At 27.3% G+C, this 7,706-nt stretch carries 7 protein-coding genes; 6 read left to right on the plus strand and 1 reads right to left on the minus strand.

Translation table 11 applies throughout. The features are described from left to right. Window positions 1–62: 62 nt before the first annotated feature. From leuA to leuD, 4 genes are all read left to right on the plus strand, one after another. Complete coding sequence (gene leuA, locus D9V69_RS03045; RefSeq protein WP_158356865.1) at window positions 63–1,601, plus strand: 2-isopropylmalate synthase; 1,539 nt, start codon at window positions 63–65, stop codon at window positions 1,599–1,601. A gap of 81 nt (window positions 1,602–1,682) precedes the next feature. Next, a complete protein-coding gene (gene leuB, locus D9V69_RS03050; protein WP_158356866.1) occupies window positions 1,683–2,774 on the plus strand; it encodes a 3-isopropylmalate dehydrogenase in 1,092 nt (363 codons plus the stop codon). 3 nt (window positions 2,775–2,777) lie between these two features. Further along, window positions 2,778–4,202, plus strand: a complete 1,425-nt coding sequence (leuC, locus tag D9V69_RS03055) for a 3-isopropylmalate dehydratase large subunit (RefSeq protein WP_158356867.1) — start codon at window positions 2,778–2,780, stop codon at window positions 4,200–4,202. Further along, complete coding sequence (gene leuD, locus D9V69_RS03060; RefSeq protein ID WP_158356868.1) at window positions 4,195–4,824, plus strand: 3-isopropylmalate dehydratase small subunit; 630 nt, start codon at window positions 4,195–4,197, stop codon at window positions 4,822–4,824. The genes leuC and leuD overlap by 8 nt, the downstream gene beginning before the upstream one ends. Window positions 4,825–5,159: 335 nt before the next feature. Here the strand turns inward: leuD and repA (D9V69_RS03065) are convergent, their stop codons facing one another. Beyond that, the gene (repA, locus tag D9V69_RS03065) at window positions 5,160–6,014 is read right to left on the minus strand and encodes a plasmid replication initiator RepA (RefSeq protein ID WP_158356869.1); all 855 of its coding nucleotides are present in this window, start codon (window positions 6,012–6,014) and stop codon (window positions 5,160–5,162) included. A 271-nt stretch (window positions 6,015–6,285) separates the two neighbouring features. On the opposite strand from repA (D9V69_RS03065), the gene D9V69_RS03070 reads away from it, so the two are divergent. Both D9V69_RS03070 and repA (D9V69_RS03075) read left to right on the plus strand, forming a co-directional pair. Then, complete coding sequence (locus D9V69_RS03070; protein ID WP_158356870.1) at window positions 6,286–6,783, plus strand: TIGR00645 family protein; 498 nt, start codon at window positions 6,286–6,288, stop codon at window positions 6,781–6,783. A 155-nt stretch (window positions 6,784–6,938) separates the two neighbouring features. Beyond that, entirely contained in the window at window positions 6,939–7,694 is a 756-nt protein-coding gene (gene repA, locus D9V69_RS03075; RefSeq protein ID WP_158356871.1) for a plasmid replication initiator RepA, read from the plus strand. The last annotated feature ends 12 nt before the right edge of the window (window positions 7,695–7,706 follow it).

The following is a 7,706-nucleotide window of genomic DNA, read 5'->3' on the forward strand; positions in this document are numbered from 1 at the left end:
TATTGTATAAAATTATTTTATTTAAAAAATCTAATCACACTTATTTTTCGAGAAAAAATTTTATGAAATCCAAAGTTATTATTCTTGATACAACATTACGTGACGGCGAACAAGCTTTACAAGCTAGTTTAAGTGCTAAAGAAAAATTAAGAATTGCATTATCTTTAGAGAAATGTGGAATAGATATCATAGAAGCAGGGTTCCCAATTTCCTCTCCTGGAGATTTTAAATCAGTCCAAGCTATATCAAGAAAAATTAAAAATAGCAAAATATGTAGTTTAGCAAGATGTTTGGAAAAAGATATTGATATAGCAGGTCAAGCTATATCTGCATCTAATAATTCTCGTATTCATATTTTTTTAGCAACCTCAACATTACATATTACATCAAAACTTAGAAAAAATTTTGATGAAATTATTGAAATGGCTATTTTTTCTGTTAAAAAAGCATTACGTTACACCAATGACGTTCAATTTTCTTGTGAAGATGCTAGTAGAACAACTATCGATAATTTATGTCGTATTGTAGAAAAACTAATTAAATCAGGTGTCAAAACTATCAATATACCTGATACTGTAGGTTACACAATTCCCAATGAAATATGTTCAATAATAAATCAGTTATTTGAACGTGTTCCTAATATTCATAAGGCTGTTATTTCTGTTCATTGTCATGATGATTTAGGTATGGCAGTAGGAAACTCAATATCAGCTATACAATCTGGAGCCAGACAAATCGAAGGAACTATTAATGGTATTGGAGAAAGAGCTGGAAACACAGCATTAGAAGAAATTATTATGGCTATTAAAGTTAGAGAAGATATTTTAAAAGTTTCTACTAATATAGTGCATAAAGAAATTTATCGAACCAGTAAAATTGTCAGTCAAATTTGTAATATGCCTATTCCTTCTAATAAAGCTATAGTAGGAAGTAACGCATTTGCACATTCTTCAGGAATTCATCAAGATGGTGTTTTAAAAAACAGACAAAATTATGAAATTATGGATCCTAGTAGTATCGGTTTAAAAGATGTTAAATTAAATTTAACATCTCGTTCTGGAAGGGCAGCAGTAAAATATTATATGGACGAAATGGGTTATAAAAAAAATGATTATAATATAGATGATTTATATGCAGCTTTTTTAAAATTAGCTGATAAAAAAGGACAAGTGTTTGATTATGATTTAGAAGCTTTAGCATTTATGAATCAACAACAAGAAGAATCTGATTATTTTTTACTCAAATTTTTTAGCGTTCAATCTATTTCTAATGGATTATCAACAGCTTCAGTAAAATTATTATGTGGTAATAAAACATATACTGAATCAGCTACAACAAGAAATGGGCCTGTTGATGCAATCTATCAAGCAATAAATCGCATTACACATTTTCCTATAGTATTACAGAAATTTCAATTAGTAGCTAAGGGGAGAGGCAAAGATGCATTAGGTCAAGTTGATATTTTAGTAGAATATAACAATCGTAAGTTTCATGGAATAGGTTTAGCAACTGATATTATCGAATCATCCGCTCAAGCAATGATTAATATATTAAATATTATATGGAAATTACAACAAATCAACAAAAAATTAAGAAAGTAAAGCGCGCTCCCTTTTTTTTGTAAAAAAATTTATACCCTTATTTATTTTATAGAAATAATTTTATTTACGAGAACACATTGAATAATGAAAAAATATTATATTGCAGTATTACCAGGAGATGGAATTGGACCTGAAGTAATGAAAGAAACTTGCAAAGTTATACAAGTTTTAAAAACGCATTTTTCATTACCCATAGAAACAAAAATATTCAATATTGGTGGTGCCGCCATCGATCTTGAAGGTGTTGCACTACCGCAAAAAACATTAAAGGGATGTGAAAATTCTAATGCAATTTTATTGGGTTCTGTAGGTGGTACAAAATGGGATCAATTACCTACAAAAGAGCGACCTGAAAGAGCAGCTTTATTGCCATTAAGAAAACATTTTGGATTGTTTTCTAATTTGAGACCCTTAAGGTTATATTCAGAATTAAATTTTTTATCCCCACTGCGTTCAGAGATAGTAAAAGATGGTTTTGATATATTATGCATAAGAGAATTAACAGGTGGTATGTATTTTGGAAAACCACGAGGACGATTTATAAACAAAACATTGAGTTATGCTTTTGATACAGAGATTTATTATGAATTTGAAATTGAAAGAATTGCTCATTTAGCTTTTAGATTAGCTAAATTTAGAAAAAAAAAGGTTTGTTCTATCGATAAAGCTAATGTTCTTCACAGTTCTATTTTGTGGAGAGAAGTAGTAGAAAATGTTTCTAAAAAATATCCTGATGTATCTTTATCTCATTTATACGTTGATAATGCCTGTATGCAAATTATTAAAAATCCTTCTCAATTTGATGTTTTGTTATGTTCTAATCTTTTTGGAGATATTATTTCAGATGAATGTGCAATGATTACTGGTTCTGTAGGTATGTTGCCATCAGCTAGTTTAAATGAGCATAACTTTGGATTGTATGAGCCTGCAGGAGGTTCCGCACCTGATATTGCAGGCAAAAATCTTGCTAATCCTATAGCCCAAATTCTTTCACTGTCTATGTTAATAAGATACAGTATGAATTTAAATGAAATAGCGGATAAAATTGAGAATGCTATACTTTCTGTTTTAAGAGCAGGCTATGCAACTAGAGATATATGTCATGATAAAAACTATTTGACAACCAGTGAAATGGGAAATCTTATTGTTGAATTTTTAACTAAGAGTAAATAAAAAATGAAAAAAACTTTATATGAAAAAATATATGATTCTCATGTAGTAGTAAATCAAAATAAAGATAGATCTTCTCTTTTATATGTGGATTTACACTTGCTTCATGAGGTTACATCACCTCAAGCTTTTGCTTCGCTGCGCAGCAAAAATCGCAAAGTAAGACAACCTAATAAAACTTTTGCTACTATGGATCACAATGTTTCAACAATAAGTAAAGATATTAATGCGTCCGGATCTATGGCTAAGATACAAATGCAAGAATTAAAAAAAAATTGTGATCAATTTGATATACCGTTATATGATTTACATAACCCTAATCAAGGTATAGTTCATGTCATAGGTCCCGAACAAGGAATGACTTTGCCAGGCACAATTATTGTTTGCGGTGATTCTCATACTTCCACTCATGGAGCATTTGGTGCATTATCTTTCGGTATTGGTACTTCAGAAGTTGAACATGTTCTTGCAACTCAAACGTTAAAACAACAACGTTTTCAAAATATGAAAATTGAAATCATAGGTAATGTACCAGCATTTATTACTGCTAAGGATATCATTTTATTTATTATAGGACAATTAGGATCATCTGTAGGTCTTGGTTATGTGATTGAATTTTGCGGAAACGTCGTTCAAGACATGAGCATGGAAGAAAGAATGACTATGTGTAATATGGCTATTGAAATGGGCGCAAAATCTGGATTGATAGCTCCAGATGAAACTACGTATGCATATTTAAAAAATAAAACTTATGCACCCGTGGGTCAATATTGGGATAAGGCAGTTGAATATTGGAAAACTTTAGAAACAGATGAGAATGCTGTATTTGATAAAACTTTTACTATTGATGTATCGAATCTTTTGCCCCAGGTAACATGGGGTACAAATCCAGATCAAGTAATCTCTATCAATGAAAAAATACCTAGTTTTAGTTCCTTTGATGATTTAAATAAAAGACGTTTAGCTGAATTATCTTGTAATTATATGAATTTAAAACCAGGCACGTATTTGACTGATATCAAGGTAGATGTAATTTTCATCGGATCTTGTACAAATTCTCGAATAGAAGATTTAAGATCAGCATCAGAGATACTAAAAAATAAAAAAATTTCTAATAATGTTAAAGCTATTGTTGTTCCTGGATCTGGTTTAGTTAAACAACAAGCTGAGAAAGAAGGTTTAGATAAAATATTTATTAATGCTGGTTTTGAATGGAGATTACCTGGTTGTTCTATGTGTTTAGGTATGAATAAGGATAGATTAAGTAAAGGAGAACGTTGTGCTTCTACTAGTAATAGAAATTTTGAAGGTCGTCAAGGTAGAGGTGGTCGTACACATTTAGTGAGTCCTATTATGGCTGCAGCAGCTGCATTATACGGTAAATTTTTTGATATTAGAAATTTAACAAATGAGAATAATAAAAATGTTTAAATTTATTGAACATCATGGCGTTGTTTTGCCATTAAATTTTTCAAATATAGATACTGATCTCATTATACCTAAACAGTTTTTAAAAAAAATCAACAAAATAGGTTTAGGAAAATATTTATTTCATGATTGGCGTTATAAAGATTTAAATCAATCAGTTTTAAATGATAAATTTATTTTAAATAAAACAATATATCAAAAATCTAGTATTTTATTAACCAGAGAGAATTTTGGTTGTGGTTCATCAAGAGAGCATGCAGTATGGTCTTTGTTAGATTATGGATTTCGGGTTATAATTGCATCTAGTTTTAGTGATATATTTTATAATAATAGTTTTAATAATAAACTTTTATTGATTACCTTAGGTAAAACAGTTATTGAATCTCTTTTTGATATTGTTAATAAAGATATAGGGGTTAGTTTTAACATTAATTTATTAAATAGAAAAATTTTGGTTAATGATATTACATTCTCATTTCTAATAGATGATTTTCGTCGTTTTTGTTTATTAAATGATTTAGATCATATAGATTTAACTACAACACACATGAAAGATATTGATATTTATGAAAAAAAAATACCCGATTTTCTTTTAAAACGAAAAGAATTTGAATCAAATATTTAAAAATTTTTTTAAAAAAAATAGCGAAAGTTTTAATATTAAAACTTTCGCTATTTTTTTTATGTTTCTTTTTCTTTTATATAAGATTTAAACACTGTTATTTTGCATTTATTCAACATAAAGCATTTACAAAAAAAAACAACATGCATTTAAGATATTAAAAAGCAAAAAAACAAAGTCATATAAGTGGATTTGAAAAAAATTTTTAAAAAAGTGGTTTCAAAAAGTAAAAATAAAAAGAAAACATGTTTAGGAGGGGGGGAGAGAGGTCAAAATTAAAAAATTAAAAAATAGAAAATGTTACGTAAAAAACGCATTAATAAAAATACTTAAATTGTTTAATTTTTAGGATATTGATTTTTAGCTATTTTTCGTAAATAATAATAACTAATATTCACCTGTTTTTTTAATCCATGAGGACCTAATTTAGTTAATTCGCTTAAAGAATATTTAGAAACTAAAGCACGAAGAATAGTTTGTCTTGCTTCGGTTTCATTTAAAGATATCAATTTTTGTGCATTTCTTTGCTTTTTATAAAATGCATGTCTTGACATTCTATATTTTAAAATACTTTTCATTTGAATATCTTTAGATCGTCTTTTAGCATCAAGAATTGTAATAGGATTCAATCCTTTACTAATAAGATTTTTGTTAATCCATCCTAATTGTTGTTGTTGAGCATTTATTATTTTTTTTTCAGAAATGCCCAATAACATAAAAAATAATGGGGTTAATTTAATAATTTTAGGCATATAATTACCCAACATTTTATCCCATTGTTTTTGACAGATTACAAAACCCATAGGTTCCATAAAATTAGTAATTAATCTCGATGCACGCGTGATAGATTTGTTTCCTGCTTTAGAATATGTAGATAATCCACATTCATCAGATAACTGTTCTACAGATGCTTGAACTAATTCAGAAGAAATATTAAAATGATAAAGCATAGCTGAAACCATTGCTCTCATTGCGCACGCACGATGTTTATTTAATAGTCTAAACCTTTTTAAAGCAAATGTTCTAGACTTGATATTTTTTGCTTGCAAAAAAAAACTTAACTCACATCTAGCAACGTCTATTTCTTCTGCCTTTTTCATTGCGTCACAGATAAAAAAAGGTCGACGTTTTTGATTTTTAGGAGGTTGAAAAGTTGGATTAGAATTGTATATATAACATTGTCTTGATGTCATAAAATTATACTTAAATTAGTAAAAAATCATATTTTATTCAACGTAAAAATAAGAATTTTTTGATATTTATAATATATACTTTACTTTTATTTTTTTTTGTGAATAAATGTAATTTATTAGGAATATTGATATATTTATCACAGATTTAAATTATTTTCAATATAACTTATTAGTATTTTTGAAACTATTTTGGTATAAAAAATTTTTATGAGTATCATTGGTATTTTTATAGAGATCATTTTTGATTAAAACAATTAGGAACAATAAAAAAATGGAAAAGATTATTGAAAAAACTATATATGCTTCTCGTTGGTTGATGTTTCCCGTTTATATAGGTTTATCATTTGGATTTATATTATTAACTATAAAGTTTTTTCAACAAATTATATTTATAATTCCAGATATTTTATCTATGTCTGAATCTGGTTTAGTTTTAGTGGTTTTATCTTCGATTGATATTGCCTTAGTAGGAGGACTATTAGTCATGGTAATGTTTTCTGGTTATGAAAATTTTATTTCTAAAATGGATATTCAGGATAATCAAAAACGATTAGGATGGATGGGGACGATGGATGTTAATTCAATAAAAAATAAGGTAGCTTCATCAATAGTAGCTATATCTTCTGTGCATCTTTTGCGGATTTTTATGGAAGCAGAAAAAATTTTAGATGATAAAATTATGTTGTGTGTTATAATTCATCTTACTTTTGTATTATCTGCTTTTGGAATGGCATATATTGATAAAATGAGCAAAAAAAAACATTCTTAATTAGTGATTATGAGAAAAAATATTATTGATTAATAAAATTATGCCTAAAAACATGCTTGATATAATAAGTAGTAATGTAATAAAATTAAATTTTCACTCAACAAATATAGTCCATAATTTCCAAAAAATATATTTTACTTAATGAAGTGTATTTAGTGTCTAGAAAAAATTATATATATAACTCTAAACCAAAATTTAATCCACCGAAAAATAAGAAACAAATATCTAGATTTATTTGTTATGCTATGAAAAAAGCATCAGAAATAGATGTTGCTAGAAGTTACTTAAATCGCACTTTATTACCCGTAGATCCTCAAACTGGTAATGTGTTAATTCGTTTTAGAAGATTAAATGAACATCGCGCTTGTGCCATGCGAGCTATAGTGCAAGCTATGCTGTATTATCTTAATGTTAAATCTTATGTAGTTGAAGCTTCTATTGAAAAATTATCAGATGAATGCGGTTTATCTACTTTTTCCAATGCTGGTAACAAGTCTATTACGCGTACTTCACGATTGATAAATCATTTTCTAGAACCTATGGGTTTTATAAAATGTAAAAAAATGGAAAAAAAATTTCTTAGTAATTATATTCCAAAAAAAATATTCTTAACACCAATGTTTTTTATGCTGTTTAACATATCAGAAAAAGAAATAAATAGTTTTTTTCATCCTTCAATAAAAAAATGTCAAAAATCAGATACTTTAAAAAACAACATATTTATTTCTTTTTCTGATATTAATAATATATCAGAATTAGATGAAAAATCTGTTAGAAAAAAAATTCTGAATACATTAATTAGATTTTATACGGCTAGCGAACTCACAAAAATAGGTCCTCAGGGTTTAAAAAAAAGGATAGATATTGAATATATTAATTTATGTAAATCATATAAAAAAATAATAAAATAATTTTATACAATA

The organism is Buchnera aphidicola (Hyadaphis tataricae), assembly GCF_005081445.1.
Taxonomy (GTDB): Bacteria; Pseudomonadota; Gammaproteobacteria; order Enterobacterales; family Enterobacteriaceae; genus Buchnera; species Buchnera aphidicola_AE.